18 protein-coding genes are annotated in these 21,109 nt (G+C 72.0%); 10 read left to right on the forward strand and 8 right to left on the reverse strand.

What is annotated here, in order from left to right; genetic code table 11:
• Positions 1 to 2: 2 nt before the first annotated feature.
• Genes OG379_RS02770 through OG379_RS02790 form a run of 5 tightly spaced genes read left to right on the forward strand, consistent with a single transcriptional unit; the run spans position 3 to position 6,213 of the window.
• A complete protein-coding gene (locus OG379_RS02770) occupies positions 3 to 605 on the forward strand; it encodes a hypothetical protein (RefSeq protein ID WP_401515599.1) in 603 nt (200 codons plus the stop codon).
• On the forward strand, positions 602 to 1,681 hold the full coding sequence (locus OG379_RS02775) for a DUF1565 domain-containing protein (protein ID WP_405658868.1): 1,080 nt from the start codon (positions 602 to 604) through the stop codon (positions 1,679 to 1,681). Before OG379_RS02770 ends, OG379_RS02775 begins: the two co-directional genes overlap by 4 nt.
• Positions 1,669 to 2,820 (forward strand): GDSL-type esterase/lipase family protein, encoded by a 1,152-nt coding sequence (locus OG379_RS02780; RefSeq protein WP_405658870.1) that lies wholly within the window; start codon positions 1,669 to 1,671, stop codon positions 2,818 to 2,820. The genes OG379_RS02775 and OG379_RS02780 overlap by 13 nt, the downstream gene beginning before the upstream one ends.
• An 11-nt stretch (positions 2,821 to 2,831) precedes the next feature.
• Entirely contained in the window at positions 2,832 to 5,234 is a 2,403-nt protein-coding gene (locus OG379_RS02785) for a polysaccharide lyase 8 family protein (protein WP_405658873.1), read from the forward strand.
• Between the two features lie 4 nt (positions 5,235 to 5,238).
• Positions 5,239 to 6,213 (forward strand): acetylxylan esterase, encoded by a 975-nt coding sequence (locus OG379_RS02790; protein ID WP_393754427.1) that lies wholly within the window; start codon positions 5,239 to 5,241, stop codon positions 6,211 to 6,213.
• 9 nt (positions 6,214 to 6,222) lie between these two features.
• On the opposite strand, the gene OG379_RS02795 is transcribed toward OG379_RS02790, so the two are convergent.
• Positions 6,223 to 7,797, reverse strand: a complete 1,575-nt coding sequence (locus tag OG379_RS02795; RefSeq protein ID WP_405658875.1) for a phytoene desaturase family protein — start codon at positions 7,795 to 7,797, stop codon at positions 6,223 to 6,225.
• Positions 7,798 to 7,950: 153 nt separating this feature from the next.
• Here OG379_RS02795 and OG379_RS02800 point away from each other — a divergent pair, with 153 nt between their 5' ends.
• Positions 7,951 to 8,577 (forward strand): DinB family protein, encoded by a 627-nt coding sequence (locus OG379_RS02800; RefSeq protein ID WP_405658878.1) that lies wholly within the window; start codon positions 7,951 to 7,953, stop codon positions 8,575 to 8,577.
• Between the two features lie 28 nt (positions 8,578 to 8,605).
• Here the strand turns inward: OG379_RS02800 and OG379_RS02805 are convergent, their stop codons facing one another.
• Together OG379_RS02805 and OG379_RS02810 are read right to left on the reverse strand one after the other, a co-directional pair.
• The gene (locus tag OG379_RS02805) at positions 8,606 to 10,846 is read right to left on the reverse strand and encodes a tetratricopeptide repeat protein (protein WP_405658879.1); all 2,241 of its coding nucleotides are present in this window, start codon (positions 10,844 to 10,846) and stop codon (positions 8,606 to 8,608) included.
• A gap of 34 nt (positions 10,847 to 10,880) precedes the next feature.
• Positions 10,881 to 11,771: an oxygenase MpaB family protein gene (locus OG379_RS02810; protein ID WP_405658881.1), complete on the reverse strand. Its 891-nt coding sequence runs from the start codon at positions 11,769 to 11,771 to the stop codon at positions 10,881 to 10,883.
• 157 nt (positions 11,772 to 11,928) lie between these two features.
• Between OG379_RS02810 and OG379_RS02815 the strand changes: the two genes are divergently transcribed.
• The gene (locus OG379_RS02815; RefSeq protein WP_405658883.1) at positions 11,929 to 12,384 is read left to right on the forward strand and encodes a hypothetical protein; all 456 of its coding nucleotides are present in this window, start codon (positions 11,929 to 11,931) and stop codon (positions 12,382 to 12,384) included.
• Between the two features lie 5 nt (positions 12,385 to 12,389).
• Here OG379_RS02815 and OG379_RS02820 read toward each other — a convergent pair whose 3' ends face one another.
• The gene (locus OG379_RS02820; protein ID WP_405658886.1) at positions 12,390 to 13,547 is read right to left on the reverse strand and encodes a methyltransferase; all 1,158 of its coding nucleotides are present in this window, start codon (positions 13,545 to 13,547) and stop codon (positions 12,390 to 12,392) included.
• Positions 13,548 to 13,619: 72 nt separating this feature from the next.
• Positions 13,620 to 13,832 (reverse strand): hypothetical protein, encoded by a 213-nt coding sequence (locus tag OG379_RS02825; RefSeq protein WP_362942088.1) that lies wholly within the window; start codon positions 13,830 to 13,832, stop codon positions 13,620 to 13,622.
• Between the two features lie 212 nt (positions 13,833 to 14,044).
• Between OG379_RS02825 and OG379_RS02830 the strand changes: the two genes are divergently transcribed.
• Positions 14,045 to 14,884: an endonuclease I family protein gene (locus OG379_RS02830; RefSeq protein WP_405658889.1), complete on the forward strand. Its 840-nt coding sequence runs from the start codon at positions 14,045 to 14,047 to the stop codon at positions 14,882 to 14,884.
• 70 nt (positions 14,885 to 14,954) lie between these two features.
• Here OG379_RS02830 and glsA read toward each other — a convergent pair whose 3' ends face one another.
• A complete protein-coding gene (gene glsA / locus OG379_RS02835; protein WP_405658892.1) occupies positions 14,955 to 16,307 on the reverse strand; it encodes a glutaminase A in 1,353 nt (450 codons plus the stop codon).
• Positions 16,308 to 16,371: 64 nt separating this feature from the next.
• A complete protein-coding gene (locus tag OG379_RS02840) occupies positions 16,372 to 16,866 on the reverse strand; it encodes a DUF1269 domain-containing protein (protein WP_405658894.1) in 495 nt (164 codons plus the stop codon).
• Between the two features lie 136 nt (positions 16,867 to 17,002).
• On the opposite strand from OG379_RS02840, the gene OG379_RS02845 reads away from it, so the two are divergent.
• Both OG379_RS02845 and OG379_RS02850 read left to right on the forward strand, forming a co-directional pair.
• Entirely contained in the window at positions 17,003 to 18,118 is a 1,116-nt protein-coding gene (locus OG379_RS02845) for a chemotaxis protein (RefSeq protein ID WP_405658896.1), read from the forward strand.
• A 111-nt stretch (positions 18,119 to 18,229) separates the two neighbouring features.
• Positions 18,230 to 18,637: a hypothetical protein gene (locus OG379_RS02850; RefSeq protein WP_405658898.1), complete on the forward strand. Its 408-nt coding sequence runs from the start codon at positions 18,230 to 18,232 to the stop codon at positions 18,635 to 18,637.
• A gap of 81 nt (positions 18,638 to 18,718) precedes the next feature.
• Here OG379_RS02850 and OG379_RS02855 read toward each other — a convergent pair whose 3' ends face one another.
• On the reverse strand, positions 18,719 to 21,106 hold the full coding sequence (locus tag OG379_RS02855; RefSeq protein WP_405658900.1) for a phosphoketolase: 2,388 nt from the start codon (positions 21,104 to 21,106) through the stop codon (positions 18,719 to 18,721).
• Between the last annotated feature and the right edge of the window lie 3 nt (positions 21,107 to 21,109).

The following is a 21,109-nucleotide window of genomic DNA, read 5'->3' on the forward strand; positions in this document are numbered from 1 at the left end:
CGATGCAGGCAATTCTCCCGTCCGGTGGGACGGCGCTGCTGCGCCGGCTGGAGTTCATCGCCTTTCCGGCCGCGGCCGGAGCGGCGTGCTCCGCACTGTCCCTGGGCGTCGTGACCTGGCTGCCCGCCCTGGCCGCGATGGCTCACGCCCTTCAGCTCTGGCGTGCAGAAGGGGACAGCCGCGTCTTCGCGAACACCGTCGCGGCGTTCCCCCGCTACTGGCGGGCGCTGTGGCGGCACGGGCTCCTCTCCACGGCGGCGGCGGTCGTCCTCACGGCGAACATCGTGTACCTGCTGGGGCGTTCCGAGCCCTGGACGTTCGTCGTGCTCGCCGCCCAGGTGGGCATCGCCGCTGCCCTCGTGATCCACCACATCGCCCTGGCGGCCGAGGCCGGCCGGTCCCGCGAGGGCACGGTCCGCGCCTGGTCGGCCGGCGCGCTCGCACTCGGTTTCGGGTCCCCGGCCCGGGGCACCGCCCTGCTCGGCGCGGTGGTCTCCGCCGTGCTGCTCTCCCTCGTCGTACCGCTGGGGCCGCTGCTGCTGGGCCCCAGTGTCCCCGTACTGCTCGCTCTGTCCTTCGCCGATCCCAGGAGGCACACCTCATGAGCCGTTTACTGCGTTCCGCCCTCGTCGCCGCGCTCGCCGTCGGCAGCCCGCTCCTTCTCGCCCCGCCGTCCCCGGCCGCCGAGGCGGCCACCGCCTACTACGTCTCGCCGTCCGGGGACGACTCGGTCTCCGGTACGTCGGCGGCGGCGCCGCTCGCCACGATCCAGAAGGCTCTCGATCTGGCACCCACCGGTGCGGTGGTGCATCTCGCGGCCGGCACCTACCGGCAGGACGTGGTCACCACCCGCCCCGGTGTCACGCTCACGGGGCCGTCGAACGCGGTGGTGAAGGGCGCGGGCGACAGCAGGATCATTCAGGTGCGGCACGACTCGACGACGCTGAGCGGCTTCACCGTCGACGGGCTGCACGGCGCGGCCGACGACGTCGCGGGCTACCGCCTCAAGCTCATCTACGTCATGAGCACGACGCCGGGGAACGGTGTGGGCGCCCTGCGTGTCACCGGGATGACGCTGAGGAACGCGGCGGACGAATGTCTGCGGCTGCGCTATCTGGTGACGGGGGCGGAGGTGGACGACAACACCATCACCGACTGCGGGGTCGCCGACTTCAAGTTCGGAGGGGGTGGCAAGAACGGCGAGGGGATCTACCTCGGTACGGCGCCCGAGCAGCAGGGCGCCAACGGGGCCCCGGACGCGGCGGCCGACGTCAGCAGGAACAACCGCATCCACCACAACACCATCGTCACCCGGGGCAACGAGTGTGTGGACGTGAAGGAGAACTCGACCGCCAACTACGTCGAGTACAACGACTGCAGCGGCCAGAAGGACTCCAGTTCCGGCGGTCTCGACGCACGCGGCAGCGGCAACATCTTCCGCTACAACACCGTGCACGACAACGTGGGCGCGGGTGTCCGCCTCGGCGGTGACACGGCGACCGACGGCGTCGACACGAGCGTGTACGGCAACACGATCACCGGCAACGCGGGCGGTGGCATCAAGTTCATGCGCACCCCGCAGGGCCCGGTGTGCACCAACACCATGAGCGGCAACACCGGCGGCGACGCGGTCGGCACCTACGCCGACGAGTACGACCCGGCCGGGGCGTGCCCGCAGTGACCGTCCGGGGGCCCGCGAGACGTGGGGTACTGACGGCCGCCGCCGGAGTGGCCGCCGTCGCGGCCACGGCGCCGACGGCCAGGGCGTCGCAGCGGGGCGGACCAGGAGCGGCCTGGGCCACGTCCTGGGCCACGGCGCAGACCGCGCCGACCGCTGCGGACCCGGTGGCGACGGCCGGGCTGACCGAGGGCGTCTGCACAGCGACCGTGCGCCTCTCGGCCGGCGGCCGGGTGCGCCTCCGGTACGGACACGCCTTCGGAGCCGTGCCGGTCCTGGTCGGCCCCGTGACCGCCGGCGGGCGGGCGGTGACGTTCGGCGGACGGAGGCAGGCGTGGCTGGCCGCGGGAGCATCCCTGACCAGCGATCCGGTCGACGGACTGAGCTCCCCGGACGGGTCGCAGCTGACGGTGGAGACCCGGCTCCCGGGGCCCACCGGGCCGTTGTCCTTCCACCGCAACACGCACGCCTCGCACAGCGTCGACGGAGCGCGCACCACCTCGGTGTTCCTCCTGACGGGCGTCGAGGTGACCGGTGCCCACGGGCCCGTCGTCGCGGTGCTCGGCGACTCGGTGGCGGAGGGCGTCGGCACGCCCGACGACGCCGATCTGCGCTGGCCGGACCAGCTGGCCCGGCGGCTTCCCGGCTCGGCCGTCGCGAACCTCGGCATCAGCGGCAACAGACTGCTGCTGGACGACGCCCGCTTCGGGCCGGGAGGCCAGGCGCGCTTCGACCGGGACGTCCTCGCGCTGCCCGGCCTGCGCACCGTGCTGGTCCAGCTCGGCGTCAACGACCTCCAGCAGCCGCCCGCCCAGACGGACTCCTCGCTCGTCCTGGCCGGTTACCGCCAGCTGGTGCTGCGGGCCCGGAGCGCGGGGCTGAGGATCGTCGGCTCGACCATCTCCCCGTTCGAGGGCTGGACCCGCTGGACGCCGCAGCTCGACGAGGTGCGGCGGCGGATCAACCGCGCCGTGCGCACCGGCCACCTCTTCGACGCGGTCGCCGACTTCGACACGGCGCTGCGCGACCCCGCACGTCCGTCACGCCTGCGGCCGGCTTTCGACAGCGGTGACGGCCTGCACCCCAATCCATCCGGTCACGCCGCGCTCGCCGGGGCCGTCGACCGTCGACACCTGCTGTGAGGACCCGAACCATGCACCCAGGCACCGGCACGACACGCCGAACCGTCCTGGCCGGGGCGGCGGCGCTCGGCGCGGCCGTCACCCTGCCCCTCACCCTTGGCCCCGGGACCGCTCACGCCGCCGCCGGGGAGGCCGGCGCGCTGCGCGCCCGGTGGCACACCCTGCTGACCGGGGGCGCCGGCCTCGACCTCGGCGACGAGCGGATCGCGGCGGCCGTGGCCCGGACCGGCAAGGCGGCCGCCACCGCGGCCAAGGGCCTCGATCCGTCCCGTACCGACGGGCTGTTCGAGGATCTGACCAGCACGACACTCTCCAACCACGTCACGACCTCGTTCAAGCGCCTCGCCACGATCGCGACCGCGTGGGCTGTCCCCGGCACTCCGCAGCACGGTGACACCTCGCTGCGTGACCTGCTGCTCGCGGGCGTCGACTGGATGCTGACGAACCGTTACGGTCCCGGGCACACCCGCTTCGACAACGACTGGGACTGGGAGATCGGCTCGGCCCTCGCGCTGAACGACGCGTCCGTCCTGCTGTACGACGAACTCGGTGCGGACCGGCTGGAGCGGATCACCACGGCGGTGCGGCATTACACCCCCGACCCCAATCTGTGGCGCGCCGACCGGCAGATCGCCACCGGGGCCAACCGGGTGTGGGTCTCCACCGTGGTCGCCGTCAACGCGGTGCTGCGTGACGACGGGGACGCCCTGGCCCGGGTACGTGACGCTCTTTCGGACGTCGAGGGTTCGGGGGCCAACAGCGTCCTGGCCTTCAACGACCGTACTGACGGCACGACGGGCACGGGAGAGGGCTTCTACGCGGACGGCTCGTTCCTGCAGCACTACAAGCACCCGTACAACGGCGGTTACGGCAAGGAGCTGCTCAACAGCCTCTCCCGGCTGCTGAATCTGCTCGCCGGCACGGAGTGGACGGTCACCGACCCCGAACTCGACAACGTCCGGGGCTGGGTCCTCGACGGCTTCGACCCGCTGCTGGCACGGGGCGATGTGATGGCGTCGGTGTGCGGGCGCGAGATCGCCCGGCCCAGCAAGCAGGGCCACGCCTCGGCGCAGACGGTCATCGAAGCGGTGCTGCGGCTGATCCCGGGCTTCCCCGGCGGGACGGGCGAGGACTTCACGTCGCTGGTCAAGCAGTGGATCGCCGAGGACACCTACCGGGACTTCCTCGCGGTCACCGATCCGGCGTCCCTCGTCGCCGCGTTGCGGGTCATCGATTCGCCCGTCCCGGCGCGCGGGCCCCTGGTCGCCCACAAGCAGCACCCCCGGATGGACAAGGCGGCGCACCACCGGCCCTCGTTCGCCCTGGGCCTCTCGGCGTACTCGAGCCGGATCTACAACTACGAGTCGATCCAGAACGAGAACCTGCACGGCTGGCACCTCTCCGACGGCATGGTGCTGCTGTACACCGACGACCTCGGCCACTACAGCGAGGACTACTGGCCCACCGTCGACCCCACCCGGCTGCCGGGCACCACGGTCGTCGCCGGCCGGCCGGCGGACGCCGCGGGCCAGCGCACGACGAGCGACGCCGACTGGGCGGGCGGCACCGCCCTGCCCGGCACGACGCTCGGCGCGTACGGCATGGAGCTGCGGGCGTACGGAAGCACGCTGCGCGGTCTGAAGAGCTGGTTCTGCCTGGACGACGTGATCGCGTGCGTCGGCTCCGGCATCGACGCGGACACGGGCACCGTGGAGACGGTCGTCGAGAACCGCAAGCTGCGCGATCCGGGCGCGGCCCTCCTCGTCGACGGCCGCCCGGCCCCCACCGGGACGGACTGGTCGGCGCGGCTCGACGCGGTCCGGTGGCTGCACCTCGAGGGAACCGGGGGCTACATCTTCCCCGAACGTGCCGACCTGCGCGGTCTGCGTGAGGAGCGCACGGCGGCCTGGCGGGAGATCAACCTCAAGTACGGCACGGACACCCCGGTCACCCGGCCCTATCTGACGCTGTGGCAGGACCATGGCGCGGCCCCAGCCGGTGCCGGCTACTTCTGGCTCCAGGCCCCGGCGGCCTCCGCGGCCCGCACCCGGCAGTGGTCGGCGGCGCCTCCGGTGCGGCTGCTCTCCCGCTCCACGGCGGTGCACGCCGTACGCCGCCCGGCCGACGGGCTGCTCGCCGCCAACTTCTGGACCGCGGGCACGGCGCAGGAGCTGACCAGCGACGGCCCAGCCTCGGTCCTGGTGCGCCCGGGCGGCAGGACGGTCACGGTCACCCTGTCCGATCCGACGCAGCTGCGTTCCAGTGTGGTGCTCGATCTCGACCTGCCCGGCCTCACGGTCGCCGCCGCGGATCCCCGTGTCCGCACCACCGCCACGGGCCGGGGGCTGCGGATCACCGCGGAGACGGCAGGCCTGCACGGCGCGACCCTGAACCTCACCCTGAAGAGGAGCTAGACCCTTGCTGTTCGACATGCCCCTGGAGAAGCTGCGCGAGTACCGGCCGGAGCCCGAGGAGCCCGCCGACTTCGACGCGTTCTGGGAGAAGACGCTCGGCGAGAGCGCACGTCACGGCCTGGACGCCGAGTTCGTCCCGTACGACGCCGGGTTCGCGACGGTGGACGTGTACGACGTGACGTTCACCGGCTGGGGCGGGCAGCCGGTGAAGGCCTGGCTGATGCTGCCGCGTGTCCGCTCGGGTCCCCTGCCGGCTGTGGTGCAGTACATCGGGTACAACGGCGGCCGGGGCATCCCGTACTCCTGGCTGACCTGGAGCGCGCTCGGCTACGCCCATCTGGTGATGGACAACCGAGGCCAGGGCGGCGGCGGGAAGAACACCGCGGACACCCCGGACCTCGGCCCCGACGGCCACGGGTCCTCGTCCCCCGGCTTCCTCACCCGTGGCATCGAGGACCCGTCCCGGCACTACTACCGGCGCCTCATCACCGACGCCGTGCGCGCGGTCGACGCGGTGAAGGCCCACGAGGCCGTGGACCCCTCGCGCGTCGCGGTGCTCGGCGGCAGCCAGGGAGGCGGTCTCGCGCTCGCCGTCGCGGGGCTGCGTGACGACGTGGCGGCGGCCGTGGCGGATGTGCCGTTCCTCTGCCACTTCCGGCGCGGCTCGCAGATCACGGACTCGGGGCCGTACGCGGAGATCGCGCGCTGGCTGTCCGGGCACCGCTTCCGGATCGAGGAGGCGATGGAGACCCTCTCCTACTTCGACGGGGTCAACTTCGCGGCGCGGGCCACGGCCCCGGCGTGGTTCTCGGTGGGCCTGATGGACCGGATCTGCCCGTCGTCGACGGTGTTCGCGGCGTACCACGCGTACGCGGGCCCCGCCGAGCTGGAGGTGTTCCCGTACAACGGTCACGAGGGCGGCGCCGAGTACGACCTGCCGCGCAAGCTCGGGGCGTTGCGCGGGGTGTTCGGTCAGTAGGGAGCTCGGTCACCGGCCCAGCGCCGCCATGGCGGCGTTGTGGCCGGGCACCCCGCTGACCCCGCCGCCGCGCACGGCGCCCGCCCCGCACAGCAGGACGTTGGCGTGGGCGGTCTCCACGCCCCAGCGGCCCGTCTCCACGGTGGCGTACGGGAAGGAGAGGTCCCTGTGGAAGATGTGGCCGCCCGGAAGCCTCAGGTCGCGCTCCAGGTCGAGGGGTGTCTTCGCCTCGATGCACGGCCGGCCGTCGGCGTCGAGGGCCAGGCACTCGGTGACGGGCTCCTCGAGATGGGCGTCCAGTTCGGCCAGGGTGGCCCCGAGCAGGGCTTCCCTCGTCGCCCTGTTGTCCGCCGCGAACAGCCGCGCGGGGGTGTGCAGGCCGAACAGGGTGAGGGTCTGGTAGCCACGGGCCGCGAGGTCGGGGCCGAGGATCGAGGGGTCGGTCAGCGAGTGGCAGTAGATCTCGGAGGGCGGGGCGCCGGGCGGACGTCCGGCCGCGGCCTCGCGGTGGGCGGTGGCCAGTTGCTCGTACCCCTCGGCGATGTGGAACGTACCGGCGAACGCCCGGTGCGGGTCGACCGAGTGGTCACGCAGCCTCGGCAGCCGGGTGAGCAGCATGTTCACCTTCAGCTGGGCGCCCTCGGCCCGGGCGGGCGGCTCCTCGCCGAGGAGCTCGGCCAGCGCCTGCGGCGACGCGTTGACCAGGACCCGGCGCGCGCCGACGACATGTTCCCCGTCGGGTGAGCGGACGGTGACCTCGGCGCGGGTGCCGTCGGTCTCGATACGGGTCGCCTCGTGCAGCACGCGGATCTCGGCTCCCGCCGCTCGCGCGGCCCCGGCCAAGGCGTCGGTGAGCGCGCCCATGCCGCCGACCGGGACGTCCCAGTCCCCCGTGGAATTGCCGATCACGTGGTAGAGGAAGCAGCGGTTCTGGAGCAGGGACGGGTCGTGGGCATCGGCGAAGGTCCCGATCAGCGCGTCGGTGAGCACGACTCCGCGGACGAGGTCGTCGGCGAAGTTCTCCTCGACGGCGACGCCGATGGGCTCCTCGAACAGCATGCGCCAGGCATCCGCGTCGTCCACACGGGTCCTCAGGTCCTCGCGGGCCGGCAGGGGCTCGGTGAGCGTGGGGAACACCCGCTCGGCGACGCGGCCCGTCATCCCGTAGAAGCGCTGCCAGGCCTCGTACTCCCGGTCGTCGCCGGTGAGCGCGGCGAAGGACTCCCGGGTGCCGTCACCGCCGACGAGCAGTCCGGTGGCCCGGCCGCCGCGCACCGTCGGGGTGTACGAGGAGACGGTCCGCTTCCGTACGGCGAAGTCGAGCCCCAGCTCGCGGACGATCTTCTGCGGGAGGAGCGAGACGAGGTAGGAGTAGCGGGAGAGCCGGGCGTCGATCCCTTCGAAGGGGCGGGTCGACACGGCTGCTCCCCCGGTGCTGCCGAGACGCTCCAGGACGAGTACGGACTGCCCGGCGCGGGCGAGGTAGGCGGCGGCGACCAGGCCGTTGTGGCCACCGCCGACGATCACCGCGTCGTAGGCGGGGTGCGCGGGGGCGCCGGGTGAGGACGTCTCGTCTGCGGGCATGCCCCTTCGTAACACGGGATGATCGCCTCTGGACAGGGGTCACGGCTCGTGGCGGGCGGGGCGTGGACGGCGAAAAGCCGTGGGCCCCCCGGCGAGCTCTGTGGCAGGGTGCTGCCCGGACCTCGTCTTCCCGCGCCCGGCACAGGAGAATCCATGAACGCACCCGCCCGTCTGATCCCGTTGCTGGAGCAGTTCGACTGGGCGCGCGAACGGCTCACCGGACGGCTCTCGGGTCCGTTCGTGGACAGCGGCAACGGCACGGACGTGGAGGTGCCCGCGCTGACCGACGAGGAGTACCGGTGGGAGCCGGTGCCGGGGTGCTGGTCGGTCCGCCTCCGGAGCGCCGGTCCCGGGCGGGGCGCGACCGTCCTGACCGGTGCGGGCGAGTGGGGACGCGACACGGCGCCCTTCCCGCATCCTTCGCCACCGCCCTTCACGACCCTCGCGTGGCGGCTGAGCCACCTCAGCGAGCTGCTGGCCCTGCGCGCCGATCACACGGCGGGGAGCCACAGCCTCACCCGGGATGACTACCGCGTGGTGGGCGACGCGGCGGGGGCCCTCGCGGACTTCGGCGCGTCGGCGGACGCGTGGCGTGCGGCCCTGCTCGGCGCCGACGACGCGGCCCTCGACACGGTCGGGTACAGCACCTATCCGTACGGCAGCGACCCGGAGGACCCCTTCCTGGACACTGTGTGGTGGGTCAATCAGGAGCTGCTGCACCACGGAGCGGAGATCGCGCTGCTGCGGGACCTCTACCGCGTACGGAGCGGCCTGGCCTGACGGGCCGTGGGCCCGCCCGGCCCCGGGTTCAGTGCGGCGGCATCCCGCGCTGCCTGCGGAGGTCGGCGACCCGCCGGTAGAGGTCAACCGCCTCCGTACTGCGGCCGAGCTGTTCCAGGCAGTGCGCCTCGTCGTTGCGGCCGGCGAGGGTGTCGGGGTGGTCGGCGCCCAGCACCCGTTCGCGGATCTCGGCGACCGTGCGGTAGTCGGTGAGCGCCTCGGCCCAGCGGCCGAGCCAGCCCAGCCCCACGGCCACCTCGCGGCGGCTGACCAGGGTGTCGGGGTGGTCGGGGCCCAGGGTGCGTTCCCGGATCGCGCAGACCTCGCGTGACTCGGCGAGGGCCTCCTCCCAGCGCGCCATCCGCCCCAGGTTGACGCCGAGCCCGTGCCGGGCGCGCAGCGTCTCGGGGTCGTTCGGGCCGCCGGCCCGGGTGCGGTCCTCGACCAGGGAGCGGTAGAGCTCCAGCGCCTCGGCGCTCCGGCCCAGTCTGCCGAGGCTGATGCCCACCTCGTAACGCGCGGACAGGGTGTCGGGGTGGTCGGGGCCGAGCGCGGCGGCGCGGCCCTGCGCCACGTCGCGGTAGGTCTGCAGGGCCTCGGTCCAGCGGTCCAGGCGGCCGAGTGTGTACGCCACTTCGTACAGCGTGACCAGGGTGTCCGGGTGTGTCGCGCCGAGCAGACGGCCGCGGGCCGCCGCCACCTCGCGGGCCATGCGGTACGAGTCCTCCAGGCGGCCGAGCCTGCTGAGGTTGAAGGCGAGGTTGTGGCGGCAGCGCAGGGTGTCGGGGTGCTCCGGCCCCATGGAGCGCTCCCGCGAGGCGAGCACCGAGGCGTAGACCTGGTGGGCCTCGAAGTGACGGCCGAGCTGGCCGAGGACGTACGCCGTCTCCTGCCGGGCCGCGAGGGTCTCGGGGTGGTCGGGGCCCAGGGTGCGTTCGCGGCCGTCGGCGACCCGGGCGAACTCCCGGAGCGCGTCGGCGGCCCGTCCCGTGCGGCTAAGGGTGAATCCGACCTCGTACCTGCTGGCGAGGGTGTCGGGGTGGTCGGGACCGAGAGCCTGTTCGCGTTCGGTGGCGACCGCTCGGTGTACCTCGCCGGCCTCCTCCCAGTGCCCCAGCCGCGCCAGGTTGAGTCCCGCGCTGTGCCGGCCGGCCAGGGTGGCGAGCAGCCCGGGCGGCGGGGTGGGGCGGCCCCCGGACGGTGGTCCCCCGACGGGAGCATGACCGGCCCCGGTGGTCCATGCCCCGGTCAGCGCGGCCGCGTGGTCGATGGCGGCCGTGCCCGTGTACGCCGCGCCGGTCGCCTTGTGACCGGTGGTCATGTCGCGCGTCCAGGAGGGCAGCCGTGACGCGCTGCCGCCGGGGTGCCGGACCGGGACGGGAGGGGCGAGCCGGACCTGTCCTGTCTCCGGCTGCTCACCGGTGCGCCCGAGTGCGATGCGCTGCCGCAGGTCGCGGGCGTCGGCCGGTCGTCCCCCGGGTGTCTTGGCCAGCAGGTCCAGGACGACCTCGTCGAAGAATTTCGGGAGTTCGGCCCGGTGGGTGCGCGGCGGCTCGGGAGCGGTGTCCCGGTGCCCGACGAGAACGGACCAGGCATCGTCCATGTCGAACGGCGGTACGCCCGTGGCGATTTCGTACAGCACACAGCCGAGCGAGTAGAGATCACTGCGGTGGTCGACCTCCCCGCCGCTGATCTGTTCCGGCGACATGTAGTGAGGGGTGCCCATCGCGATGCCGGTACCGGTGAGGCGCGAGGTGAAGCCGATGTCGTGGCCGAGCCTGGCGATGCCGAAGTCGCAGATCTTCACTGCACCGTCGTCGAGCCGCATGATGTTCGCGGGCTTGAGGTCGCGGTGCACGATTCCCTGCTGGTGGGTGTAGCCGAGCGCGTCGGCGACCTGGTCGGCTATGTCCACGACGTCGGCCACCGGCAGCGGATGCTGCTTGTTGTCCTCGAGGAGCTGGCTGAGGTTGCGGCCCTCCAGGAGCTCCATGACGAGGTAGAGGACGCCGTCCGACTCGCCGAAGTCGTGGACGACGGTGACTCCGCGGTGCTGGAGTGCCGCGGCCACCCGCGCCTCCCGGCGGAAGCGCTCGCGCAGTATGCGGGTGAAGGCCTGGTCGTGCTGCGGCCCCATCGGTTTCAGGCACTTGACGGCCACCTGCCGGCCCAGCGATTCGTCGCGCGCGCGCCACACCTCGCCCATGCCTCCGCGCCCGATCAGATCGAGCAGCCGGTACCGGCTCTGGATCAGCCTGGTGTCCGCCATCGCCTGTTGTCGCCCCCGTTTGCTTCGCTGCCCGCTATCGCTGCTGCGCCCTCCCCGGCCCGTCCAGTATGGCTCCCTGTCTGCGGAGTTTGTACGGGGCGGGTCGGCTCCCCGGGCCGAGTCGTGCCGTCGCCTTCACGATGTGGCCGGGCGGCAGTCGCCAGCGGAGGCGGGCGGGGACGGAGCGCAGGGCGGTTCCCGTGGTGCGCAGGCGGCGGTCGACCGCCGCCTGGGGCGGTGCGGCCCTGCCGTACAGCTCATGGGCGTACGCGGGCAGGGAGTCGTAGGCGAGCGCGGCCACGCGTCGCCAGAGCAGGGCACGCGCCGGGACCAACAGGGCGGGTACCGGTGGGTCACGCAGGAAGTCGGCGACGTCCGACGCCTCCCGGCCCGCGGCGAGCTGGGGCCTGACGTGATCGAAGTAGGCGGCCAGGGCAGCGGTCGTGGCGGGGACGCCGGACGGATCGAGACCGACGAGGCGGGCGCCCTCCCGCTGCTCGTCCACGTAGCGGTCGGCCTGGGCGTCGCTGAGCGGGAAGCCGGAGCGGCGTTCGACCTGGAGGTAGGAGTCGACCTCGGCGCAGTGCACCCAGAGCAGCAGCCGGGGTTCGTCGATGCCGTAGACCTCGCCGGTCACCGGGTCGGTGGCCTTGAGGAGCCGATGGATCTTGCGGACGCGCGCCCCGTACTTCTCGGCGTCCCGCGTGGTGTCGTAGGTGAGGGTGCCGACGAAGTCGGCCGTACGCAGCAGACGGCCCCAGGCGTCCTGGCGGAAGTCGGAATTCTGCGTGACGCCGCGCACGGCGCGCGGGTGGAGCGCCTGGAGATAAAGGGCGCGGACGCCGGCCACCCACATCATGGGGTCCCCGTGCATCTGCCACGTGACGGAGCCGGGACCGAACAGTCCCGGGTCTCGGTCGTTCATCGGCTCGTGCCTTCCCGTTCGGCGGCGGAACCGGGCCTCTGGGCCGGGTCGTCGTGCCGGGCGCGGTCGTGCCGGGAAGATCGTGACTCGTAGGATGACGTCCCGGCGCTGATACATGCATACCGCAAGTGCGCACGTTCCGGGGAGGGGTGGGGCTGTGCCCAGGTGGGGGCTGGTGGTGGAGCAGAACCTCGGGTTCGGCCGCCAGGGGCGGATGTGGTCGGTCGGCGTGATGGACCACGTTGAGGGAACGCGTGAGGACGCGCTCGATGCTCTCCGGGTGCGGGCCGAGCGCTTCGAGCCAATCCATCCGGCCAACCCGAAACGCCGGGCGCTGTACCGCGAGGCGGATGGCTTCCTGCTGGTCGTCGAGGGGGTCTGGCAGCCCTTCCACTGCCGGTTCACCGTGGCCGAGCAGCTGTACGACAGCGCGGCTCCCGAGCCCGCGGCGGAGCGGCCCGACTCTCCGGCGAGGGAGCAGGAGGAGCCCGGAGTGCGGGAGCCCCCGCCGCGGAAGGCGCTGTCCCCGGAGCCGGAACCCGGGCCCCCGCCCGCCTGGGACGCGCACGTGCCCGAGGTGCCGTCCTGGCTGGGCCGGGACGACCTCCCCTGACGCGGTCAGCGCTTGACGGCCCGCAGGACCACGAACTTCGGGTCCCCCGCGACGGTGACGCAGTTGCCGAAGATCCGTCGAAGCTGGGTGTGGTAGGCGAGGTGCCGGTTGCCGACGACCCACAGCTCGCCGCCCTGACGCAGCGCGGCTCGCGCTCCGTGGAACATGTTCCGGGCCGTGGCGTCGGTGACCGCCTGGTGCGAGTGGAACGGTGGGTTGCAGAGGACCAGGTCCACGCTTGCCGGGGGCATGTCCGCCATCCCGTCGCCGACCACGAACTCGCCCTTGGCGTCCGCTCCCACGTTGTCGTGGAAGGTCGCCTCGGCGGAGGCGACGGCCCGGTACGACTCGTCGACGAAGGTGACCGTGGCGTCGGGGTTGGCGAGCGCAGCCGACGTGCCCAGGACGCCGTTTCCGCAGCCGAGGTCGACGACGCGGTCGGGCCCCGTCCGATGCGGGAGGTGCTTCAGGAAGAAGCGGGTGCCGATGTCCAGGCGTTCGGCGCAGAAGATCCCGGCGTGATTGGTGACCGTACGGCCGGAGACCACGCCGACGTCGTCGGGCAGGTCATAGCGGTGGGGCCAGGGGCTGGGGGTCCTGGGCAGGGACGCGTCCGGGGTGCAGAAGATGAGGCGCGCCTTCTTCACCGCGAGGGAGGTGCGTGTGGGACCGATGATCCGCTCGAACAGCTTGAGGGTGGAGGTGTGGATCTCCTTCACCATGCCGGTGCCGATGACGACGGTCCCCGCGTGCACGGCGGGCGCGATCCTGTGGAGCTGGTCCTCCAGGAGCGCGAGGCTCTTGGGGACCCGCACGAGCAGCAGATCGACGCGGTCCGGCGGGGTGTCGCGGACCGACAGCATGCGCACCGAGTCCGGAGCGGCGCCGTTGCGCGCCAGATTGGCCTGGGTGGCCCGCCGGGCGAGGTACGAATCGGTGATCTGTACGGGGCTGTGCGCGGCCAGCACGGTGGCGAGAGCGCCCCAGCGGTCGCCGACGACGGCCACGGTGCCGGTCGGGCGGACCGGTTCGCTCCCCTCCGCTCCCTCCAGCCGCCGCAGCAGGTACTCGTCGGCGGCGTCCCACGCACGGAACGGGTCGCGCGGGTTCTCGGGAAAGCGGGCGAGATCGAATTCGCCCTGTGACGTCGTCAAACGGTTCATATTGCGTTCAGGCTAACCGAGTGGCGGGGGGCACTCCGCACGCTCCCCGCCACAGCGGTGGTCCCACAGGTCCTAGGGGAGCCGCTTGTCCATGGCGGAGCGGCCCTCCTCGGACAGCCTTCGCTGTGCCCACTCCAGGCTCTCGGGGGTCAGATCCCGCCCGGAGGCGAGCACCAGATCCTCCGCGGTGGGCTGATCGCCGCCTCCGGTGTGCAGCAGACGGTCAGGGGTCACCCCCCGCACTTCCGGCACGGATACGGATACGGATTCGGACTCTTCGCTCATACCGCCTCCTCGTCCTTGCGGCAATTCTCGCGCCGGGGCGACATCCCCGCATCCGATGCCCCCACAGGGCCGGGAGAAGTGTCACTTGACCTGCACATGATGAATACGCAACGTTCACACGACCGGCACCGTGCGTGTGGAAGGCTCCCGACCGAGCAGTCAACGTCCGGCCGTCACGACAGCGTTCCGCCACCCCGGAGAGGACACCCCACATGTCCAGTCGTCGCCGTTTCTACGCGCGTCCACTACTCGCCACAGCCGCATCGATCGCCGTTCTCACAGGCGTCGCGGCCACCGCGCCCGCCGCGACCCCCACGACCGCCACGACCGCCACGACCGCCGGATCGTCCTCGCCGGCCGTCACGCTCGACGACACCTACTACCAGGACGCTCTGGGCAAGACGGGCGCCGCTCTCAAGAGCTCGCTGCACTCGATCATCAGCGAGCAGACCACGCTCTCCTACAGCCAGGTCTGGGACGCGCTCAAGGCGACCGACGAGGACCCCGCCAACTCCTCCAACGTGATCCTCCTCTACACGGGCCGCTCCCAGTCCAAGAGTGAGAACGGGGGCGACACCGGCGACTGGAACCGGGAGCACGTCTGGGCCAAGTCCCACGGCGACTTCGGCACCGCGACCGGCCCCGGCACCGACATCCACCACCTGCGCCCCGAGGACGTCCAGGTCAACTCCACCCGCGGCAACAAGGACTTCGACAACGGCGGCAGCGCCGTCTCCGGGGCGCCCGGCAACTACACCGACGGCGACTCCTTCGAACCGCGCGACGCGGTCAAGGGCGATGTCGCCCGGATGATCCTCTACATGGCGGTGCGGTACGAAGGCGACGACTCCTTCGCCGACCTGGAGCCGAACGACAGCGTGAGCAACGGGTCGGCCCCGAACATCGGGCGGCTCTCCGTGCTGAAGCAGTGGAGCCAGGAGGACCCGCCGGACAGCTTCGAGCAGAACCGCAACGAGGTCATATTCGACCAGTTCCAGCACAACCGGAACCCGTTCATAGACCACCCCGAGTGGGTCGAGGCCATCTGGTAGAAGGCGGCAGGGGGCTATCGGGCTCCACCGGCGTGAGGCTCCGCCCCCTCGCCGGGAGGGGCCGCCCGGCTCAGCCCGGTCCGGCCATGGCCTGCGCAACATGCTCGACGGCCTCCTCGCGGGAGGCGAAGCGCGGCAGGTCCTGGCCGGTCCGCTCCCGGACCAGATCCGGCGGGCCCAGCCGGTCACCCGGGTCGACGACGGCCGCGCGCCGCCCGTCCCGGGCGAGCCGGGACAGGCCGGAGTGCAGCAGCGCGAGGGCGAGGGAGTCGGCGCCGGTCACCTCCCGCAGGTCGAGCACCACCGCCCCGTTCCGCTCCGGGCCCGACTCGTCCAGCGCGTACAGCACGCGCTCGGCGGCGGTGAAGTCGAGCGCCCCCTGGGCGGCGACGACACCCACGCGCTCGTGCAGCGCCCGCTCCCGCCTGCCGGAGGGCGCCGAGGGCAGCACATCTGCGGTGGTGACCAGAGTGACGGTGGAGCCGGGCAGCGCGGGGTTCCTCATGAGGTGGAGTTCGAGGCGTTCCGAGAGTTCGCCGAGCGCCGCCCGGCCGCGTACCGACGTGCCGGTCGCGTCGAGCGGCGGGCTGTAGGCGGCCAGGCCGAAGCGGGCCGGTCCGGCGGCGATCAGCCCGCCGGACACACCACTCTTGGCGGGCAGCCCGACCCTCAGCAGCCAGTCGCCGGAGCCGTTGTACATCCCGCAGGTGGCCATGACCGCGAGGACCTGCGCCGCGACCTCCGGGGAGACGACCCTCTCCCCGGTGACGGGATTGACACCGCCGTGCGCCAGGGTGGCGGCCATCACGGCGAGGTCGAGGGCATTGACCCGCACCGCGCACTGCCGGAAGTAGGTGTCCACCGCGGCCACCGGGTCGACGGGCAGGGTCCCCGTGCTGCGGATGAGGTAGGCGAGCGCCCGGTTGCGGTCCCCGGTCGCGGCCTCGGAGGCGTACACGGCCTCGTCGACGTCCAGCTTCCGCCCGGCGAACCGACTCAGACAGGTCAGGATGCGCTGGAAGGCGGGCGCCTCGCGGCTGTCGGGGATCAGGGCGGTGGTGACGATCGCGCCGGCGTTGATCATCGCGTTGGCCGGCCGGCCGGTGTCGGGTTCGAGACTGATGGCGTTGAACGCCTCGCCGCTCGGTTCGGCGCCCACCCAGCGGCCCACCTCGTCGAGGCCGAGGGAGGCGAGGGCAAGGGCGTAGGCAAAGGGTTTGGAGACCGACTGCAGGGTGAAGGGGGTGTCCGCCGCACCCGCGCTGTAGGAGTGCCCGTCCATGCTGACGAGGGCGAGCCCGAAATCGTCGGGGTCGGACCCGGCCAACTCCGGAATGTAGGTGGCGCGCTGCCCGTCGCGTACGCCGGCGAAGCGTCCGTGGAGTTCGCGCAGCGCGTCCGTGACGGCCTCGGAAGCGCTCATCGGGGGCCCGCCGGATGCCGCCCCGAGCCTCCGGCGGACCGCGCGGGAAGCGGCCTCTCCGTCATCATTCCGCGTCGTCGCCGAAGATCTCGCGGAGCTTGGCCTCACGCTCCGCGTCGAGGTTGCTGTGGAGCAGCTCGGCGCCGCCGCCGGGCAGCGACTCGCTGATGCGGCTGGGCACCTCGTCCATGGTGAGCAGGAAGAGCGCCGAGGTCCCGGGCGTCACCTTCTGCTTGACCTCGGCGATGAACTCGTCGTCGATGCCCACGTCCGCGAGCTTTCCGCCGAGCGCACCTGCGGCGGCTCCGACGGCCGCGCCCAGCAGTGGCATCAAGAAGATGAGCCCGAAGAGCATCCCCCAGAAGGTGCCGCTCAGCGCCCCCGCGCCGACGAGGTTGATCAACTGCTTGGTCTTCGGCTTGGAACGCTCGGCCGGCCAGGTCACGACGGCGGCGTCGAGGATCTTGACCAGGCCCTCCTTCTGGAGGGCCTTCAGAGCGGTCTCCACGTTCTCCGCGGCTTCGGCCGTCCGGAATTTCCACACCGTGAGCGTGGACATCGCATCTACCTCCGAAAACACAGGGAACAATTCGCCCATATTATGATCAAAAGGTATGAATTGACTCGTTGGACGACCGCTCCGCACCGAGGGACGGCTCCAGCACCGCGGACCCCGAACCCTCCGGGAGGGAACGATGGATACGGACGCCCTGACGCCCGGCCTGTTGCAGGAACTTCGCGCGACCAGGCCCTATCCGGCTCTGTCGCTGACGATGCCGACCCACCGACGCGCGCCGGACAACGCCCAGGACGCCGTACGGCTGCGGAACCTCGTGACCGAGGCCGGAAACCGGCTGGACGCCGACCCCCGGGTGACCCACGAGGCCCGGGCGGCGGTGAAGGCGCAACTCGACCGCGCGGTGGCCGAGGTGGATCAGCGCCGCGCCCTCGACTCCCTCGTCATCCTCGCCGACGCCGACGAGTACCAGATCTGGCAGCTGCCGCGCACCGCACCCGAACGAGTGGTCCTGAGCGACAGCTACCTCACCCGCAACCTGGTCGCGGCGAAGGCGGGGGCGCACCACTTCTGGGTGCTCACCATTTCCGCCGAACACGCGGCACTCTGGTCGGGGACGGACGAGGCGCTGCGGGCGGAGGACCGGCACGGATTCCCCCTGAGCCCACCGCACGAGAACTTCGACCCGGAGCGCCAGGCCAGGAGCGGCGGCGCTCCGAGCATCTACTCCAACGAAGACACCCGAAGCTTCTTCCGCACCGTCGACGGCAAGCTGCGCGCCGCACTGGCGGCGGACCCTCGGCCCCTGTTCCTGGTCGGACTGCCGCAGGCACTCTCGCTGTTCGAGGACGTCGGGGAGTGCGCGAGGTCGGCCGCCTGCAAGGTCCCGAAGGGAACGACGGCGGAAACGACCGCACCCGAGCTCGCCAAGGAGCTGAGGGCGGCACTGGACGACTGGCGTGAGCAGACGGACGCCGCCGTCCGGGAGAGGCTCGACAGCGCCCGTGGTGCCAAGTCCTTCACCAGCGGGCTCGACGAGGTGTGGACGGCCGCCAGGGAAAGCCGCGTGGCCCTCGTCGCGGTCGAGGAGCAATTCCACGAGACGGTCCGGGTCGACGACAACCATCTGCGGCCCGTGGACCCGGCGGACGTGGCGCCGGGGGACGACGGGGTCCGCGAGGACATCGTGGACGAGCTCATCGAGACGGTTCTGGACAACGGCGGCGAAGTGGTCTTCGTGGCCGACGACTCCCTCGCCGACCACGGCCGGATCGCAGCAGCTCTACGCTTCTGACCGCGTGTCTTTGCGTGAGGATTATGTGAATTATGTCTAGGTTTGGCGCTCCGAAGTCGATCTCACCGCGTTGATCCCACTGATCACGTCGTGCACGAAGGAGAGCCATTCATGGACCGATTCAGGCGCGCATCGGCGGCCGCCCTGCTGACAGCGGTGGCACTGGCCGGCGCGGTGGGCGGGGCCGCGGCGTCGTCCGGGGTCCCCGCCCCGCCGTCCGGGGAGCGCGCGCAGGACCTGGCGACGCGTCCGGCCCTCTCCGCCCACGCGACCGCCCGCACCGTGACGGCATGGGAGGAGTTCCGCATCCACGGCTCCGCCCGGAACGTCGGCGCCGGCACCCCGGTCACCCTCCAGCAGAAGCAGGGCAAGCGCTGGGTGTCCCTGCCCGCCACGATGAGGACCGCCCCCAGCGGCGAGTACACCCTCCGCGTGAAGCTGGGCATCAAGGGCGAGAACGCCCTCCGGATCGTCGGCGGCGGCGCTGTCTCGCCGGTCGTCCGCACCACCGTGAACTGAGCCTCCGCCTCGCGCACTCCGGCCGGCCCGCGAGGAAGCGGGCCGGCCGGAGTGCGTCGCCGGGGCGGACCGCCCCCGCGTTCAGCCCTCCCAGGTCCAGTCGGCCACCTCGGGCAGGTCCGTTCCGTGCTCCCGGATCCAGGCGTGGTGGCGGGTGCGTACGTCCGCCATCGCCTGCCGGACTGCCACGGCGCGAACCCCCAGACCGGGCACCCGGTCGACCACGTCCATGACCAGCCGGTAACGGTCCAGGTCGTTGCGGACCACCATGTCGAACGGCGTGGTGGTGGTCCCCTCCTCCTTGTAACCCCGGACATGCAGATGGTCGTGGCCCGCTCGCCGGTACGCGAGCCGGTGCACCAGCCAGGGATAGCCGTGGTAGGCGAAGATCACGGGCTTGTCCCGGGTGAAGAGGGAGTCGTACTCCGCGTCCGGCATCCCGTGCGGGTGCTCCTCATGAGTCAGCAGCCGCGTCATGTCGACCACGTTGACCACACGCACGGCGAGCTCGGGGAGGTGACGCCGCAGCAGCCCGGCCGCGGCCATCGTCTCCAGCGTGGGTACGTCCCCGGCGCAGGCCAGCACGACGTCGGGCTCGCGGCTGCCGTCCTCGGTACCTGCCCATTCCCACACCCCGGCTCCCCGGGCGCAGTGCACGCGGGCCTCGTCGAGGGTGAGCCAGTCGAAGCCGGGCTGCTTGCCGGCGACGATCACATTGACGTAGTCGCGGCTGCGCAGCACATGGTCGGCGGTGGACAGCAGCGTGTTGGCGTCCGGCGGCAGATAGACCCGGACGACCTCGGGGCTCTTGTTGAGGATGTGGTCGACGAACCCCGGGTCCTGGTGCGAGAAGCCGTTGTGGTCCTGACGCCAGACATGCGAGGTGAGCAGGTAGTTCAGGGAGGCGATGGGCGCGCGCCAGTGCAGCCTGCGCGAGGTGCGCAGCCACTTGATGTGCTGGTTGACCATCGAGTCGACGATGTGGGCGAAGGCCTCGTACGAGGAGAACAGGCCGTGCCTCCCGGTGAGGAGATATCCCTCCAGCCAGCCCTGGCAGAGGTGTTCCGAGAGCACTTCCATCACCCGGCCGTCGCGGGCCAGATGCTGGTCGGTCGGGAGGATCTCCGCCTGCCATGCCTTGCCGGTGGCTTCGTAGAGCGCGCCCAGGCGGTTGGACTCGGTCTCGTCGGGGCCCACCACACGGAAGTTCCTGCGGTCGGCGGTGGCCGCCATGACGTCTTCGAGGAGTCCGCCCAGGACCCGGGTCGGCTCGTGCACGCCGGTCCCCGGCTTGTCGACCCGCACCGCGTGGTCCTCGAGCGGAGGGAGCGGCAGATCGCGCAGGAGCAGCCCGCCGTTGGCGTACGGCGTCGAGCCGAGCCGGGCGGCGCCCTCGGGGACGCAGTCCAGGACCTGGGCGGTGGGGCGGCCCTCGGAGTCGAAGAGCTCCTCGGGCCGGTAGGAACGCATCCACTCCTCCAGCTGGCGCAGGTGGTCGGGGTTGTCCCGGACCCCGGGCAGCGGGACCTGGTGGGCGCGCCAGGTGTTCTCGACGGGGACGCCGTCCACCTTCTCGGGCCCTGTCCAGCCCTTGGGGGTGCGCAGCACGATCATCGGCCAGCGGGGCCGCACGGAGGCGCCCTCGGCGCGGGCCGCTCGCTGGTACTCCTCGATGCGGTTCACGGCGAGGTCCATGGCGGCGGCCAGCGCGCGGTGGACCGCGGCGGGCTCGTCGCCTTCGACGTAGAGCGGGTCGTGGCCGTATCCGCGCAGGAGTGCGTCGAGTTCGTCCTCCGGCAGCCGGGCGAGCACCGTCGGGTTCGCGATCTTGTATCCGTTGAGATGGAGGATCGGCAGGACGGCGCCGTCGTGGACGGGGTCGAGGAACTTGTTCGAGTGCCAGGAAGCGGCCAGCGGCCCCGTCTCCGCCTCTCCGTCCCCGACGACGCAGGCGACGAGCAGCTCCGGGTGGTCGAAGGCCGCTCCGTAGGCGTGGGTGAGCGCGTATCCCAGCTCGCCGCCCTCATGGATGGAGCCCGGCGTCTCCGGGGCGACGTGGCTGGGCACACCGCCGGGGAAGGAGAACTGCTTGAACAGGGCTCCCATTCCGGCGCGGTCGCGGCTGATATCGGGGTACGTCTCCGAATAGCTGCCTTCCAGCCAGGAGTTGGCGAGGACGGCGGGGCCGCCGTGGCCCGGCCCCCAGACACAGAGTGCCCGCCGGTTCCGCGCCTTGACGACCCTGTTGAGATGGGTGTGGACCAGGTTCAGCCCGGGCGAGGTGCCCCAGTGGCCGAGGAGTCTCGGTTTGATGTGCTCGGGGGCCAGTGGCTCCTCGAGGAGGGGGTTGGCCATCAGGTAGATCTGGCCGACGGCGAGATAGTTGGCGGCACGCCAGTGCGCGTCGAGTGCGGCGGCCTCGGTGTCGGACAGAGTGGTTGCCACGGCCGGTGTTCGGGCATCGGTCATCAG

The organism is Streptomyces sp. NBC_01166 (genome assembly GCF_045039765.1).
Classification (GTDB): Bacteria; Actinomycetota; Actinomycetes; order Streptomycetales; family Streptomycetaceae; genus Streptomyces.

Excerpts from the sequence above, each read along its gene's own strand:
- OG379_RS02770 (WP_401515599.1), top strand. The coding sequence starts at position 3 with ATGCAGGCAATTCTCCCGTCCGGTGGGACGGCGCTGCTGCGCCGGCTG.
- OG379_RS02775 (WP_405658868.1), top strand. The coding sequence starts at position 602 with ATGAGCCGTTTACTGCGTTCCGCCCTCGTCGCCGCGCTCGCCGTCGGC.
- OG379_RS02785 (WP_405658873.1), top strand. The coding sequence starts at position 2,832 with ATGCACCCAGGCACCGGCACGACACGCCGAACCGTCCTGGCCGGGGCG.
- OG379_RS02795 (WP_405658875.1), bottom strand. The coding sequence starts at position 7,797 with ATGCCCGCAGACGAGACGTCCTCACCCGGCGCCCCCGCGCACCCCGCC.
- OG379_RS02800 (WP_405658878.1), top strand. The coding sequence starts at position 7,951 with ATGAACGCACCCGCCCGTCTGATCCCGTTGCTGGAGCAGTTCGACTGG.
- OG379_RS02805 (WP_405658879.1), bottom strand. The coding sequence starts at position 10,846 with ATGGCGGACACCAGGCTGATCCAGAGCCGGTACCGGCTGCTCGATCTG.
- OG379_RS02810 (WP_405658881.1), bottom strand. The coding sequence starts at position 11,771 with ATGAACGACCGAGACCCGGGACTGTTCGGTCCCGGCTCCGTCACGTGG.
- OG379_RS02820 (WP_405658886.1), bottom strand. The coding sequence starts at position 13,547 with ATGAACCGTTTGACGACGTCACAGGGCGAATTCGATCTCGCCCGCTTT.
- OG379_RS02825 (WP_362942088.1), bottom strand. The coding sequence starts at position 13,832 with ATGAGCGAAGAGTCCGAATCCGTATCCGTATCCGTGCCGGAAGTGCGG.
- OG379_RS02830 (WP_405658889.1), top strand. The coding sequence starts at position 14,045 with ATGTCCAGTCGTCGCCGTTTCTACGCGCGTCCACTACTCGCCACAGCC.
- glsA (WP_405658892.1), bottom strand. The coding sequence starts at position 16,307 with ATGAGCGCTTCCGAGGCCGTCACGGACGCGCTGCGCGAACTCCACGGA.
- OG379_RS02840 (WP_405658894.1), bottom strand. The coding sequence starts at position 16,866 with ATGTCCACGCTCACGGTGTGGAAATTCCGGACGGCCGAAGCCGCGGAG.
- OG379_RS02845 (WP_405658896.1), top strand. The coding sequence starts at position 17,003 with ATGGATACGGACGCCCTGACGCCCGGCCTGTTGCAGGAACTTCGCGCG.
- OG379_RS02850 (WP_405658898.1), top strand. The coding sequence starts at position 18,230 with ATGGACCGATTCAGGCGCGCATCGGCGGCCGCCCTGCTGACAGCGGTG.
- OG379_RS02855 (WP_405658900.1), bottom strand. The coding sequence starts at position 21,106 with ATGACCGATGCCCGAACACCGGCCGTGGCAACCACTCTGTCCGACACC.